Genomic DNA, 2,193 nt, shown 5'->3' with positions numbered 1-2,193 from the left:
GATTCGAGAGAATCCCGGTCAGTTCTCTATGGATTATGTACAAACCTATCTTCGCATTTACAAAAAATAAGCCCAACCAGGATGCTTAGATCATGTTAGGATAATTACCCTTAATAAAAATCTGCCCGATCTCCCCATCTCCCCACCCTCCTCACAACCCCTCAGGTTGAGGTGACATTGGATATTAGGACTAACCGATAATAAATCCCCGACCCGATTGACTTAATGCAGGGACTCCTGTATTATTTTCTGAGAGTAAATTAGGCTAGTTGATACCTGTTATGGTATGGTGTTAACTTTAATTGCCTAAAACTATACTGTGTATAGCTTTGAGATTTTGAAAATTTATTGTTTATACTGAAAAGTATGTCAGGTCTCTCATAAACACCATAGGATGCCCCTCTGCTCATCTTCCCCTCACCCCGTCTCCCCATTTTGCCAATACAATTGGGAGACAACAGCATGGAATCCAACAGTCGATATATAGCACTACACATTAAGGTTAGGACATTGATACAAGCTGAAACGCCGTTTTAGTTAACTTTTGCCTTTTGCCTTTTGCCTTGGGCGTAGCACTATATCAAAAACCATAACTCCACCTTGCCCGATGGCCTCGGGCATCAATATGGGTGAAACAACTCGCACTGGCTAGACCACCTCGGGGACCCCACCAGGAATCCAGGCGTTTATTCACTGACATTGGCGATATCCCCTCAACCACAAAATCCACAGCATCCCCACAAAGATGACGGGAGCGTGTAGCACCACCAATTTTGCGATTGGTTACTGGGTCGCGATACCAAGAGTTAACCACGATGGGGCGATTGCCAAAGTATTCCCTAACTTCCTCCATGACATCAGCAATTTTGAGAATGCCCTCCACAATACTTTTGTCCGTAGGAATGCGGGTACCATTTTTAGTTGCCTCTGCCCAACTAAAGTGACCACCAGTGATAATCGGCTCCGATAGGTAAAAGGTTTTGTTATATCCAGGCAACTGAATTGGACCAGTCTTGTCAGAGTTAATCTTAATTAAGTCAGATTGTTGTTCATCCTTAGGTGTGTTATCCGGTTCACTCCCTTCAATTTCAACATGGTCACAGAAGACGTACCAGGTTTTTAATGGTGGTGTGCCTAAAGCAACATTGGCCAGGACTACCTGAATATGCTTATTCTCGGCTGGCTGATCCGATGTAATCTCAAACTCCGTGTTTGCCTTTACCAAAACTTTTTGTGAGTCCTTGAGCTGATAGGACTGCTGGGTGCTTGTTTTAAACACAGTATCGCTCAGTACTCTTAGCCTAATCCCTGTCTGTGGGCTAGTGCCTCGACTGTCTGGTGTCTTAGATTGTTGCGGAAGTACAACATTAGTCGGTAACTGAGTGCCATTGGGGAGTTGTACAACAGCAGACTTCCCCACAGACACTAATTTGCGATCAGCATCATCTTGCCAGCGACGAGCAAATTCAGTGAGCACTGATGGCGATTGCTGTTGTTGCAGCCAAGCTAGTGCTGCATCTTGATGAGGTAGTTTCCCATAACCTCTGAGCAGATCCAGGAACTGAATTGATCCGGTGTTGGTTGGCTGTTGCCAATTAACAGAAGTTTGTGGACTGGCAAACTCTAACGGTTGATCGAGCATTCCTTGGTAATACAGATACCAAACAATTGCTGCTGCTCCGATCTTGTGCCCTTGACCATAGGAGTCATTACTGTTGCCTACCAGGGATTGATTCCAATGCTGTGAGCTACTAAAGTGATTGGTGCCATTCCAGAGGTACTCGGAATTATTCCCCCCCTTAGCATCACGGAAACCATTCCACAGCTCAAACCCCCATAGCATTGCTGCGATTGAGTGGTCTTTGGCAGTGTGGAACTGTTTCCAGCGCAGTGCATCAATGGCACTCTCAACAAAGGTGTATCCTTGTCCGTTAGCTGGTGGAGCAATGGGTCGTCCTTGTGGGTAGCGAATTGTTCTATTAGTTAAAGAATCGCCATTGTGCAGGTGAGCGTCTCGAAAGTCCAGCTCTCGATAGTGTAAAATTCCGACAAACCACCAAGGCACCCCCGTTTGCCGTTCTACTAATCTGTAGTTTCCTTGCCGTTGGAGGATTTCTTGAGCAATGCGGCCAGTTGGCTCTAGGCAGTTTCGCCTGAGCTGACAAGTCGCAAAAAGTTGTTCATATTGAGGTT

General features: G+C 45.6%; 1 protein-coding gene. It reads right to left on the bottom strand.

Annotated features, from left to right (window positions below; translation table 11 throughout):
• Positions 1–580 precede the first annotated feature (580 nt).
• Positions 581–2,193, bottom strand: a 1,613-nt coding sequence (locus F6K38_RS39945; protein ID WP_287360418.1) for a D-Ala-D-Ala carboxypeptidase family metallohydrolase, incomplete at its 5' end; no start/stop codon positions are given.

The sequence above is a fragment of the Moorena sp. SIO3B2 genome, assembly GCF_010692525.1.
Classification (GTDB): Bacteria; Cyanobacteriota; Cyanobacteriia; order Cyanobacteriales; family Coleofasciculaceae; genus Moorena; species Moorena producens.
Note: the sequence above shows the minus strand (reverse complement) of the source record. Positions and strands in the feature narration are given on the sequence as shown.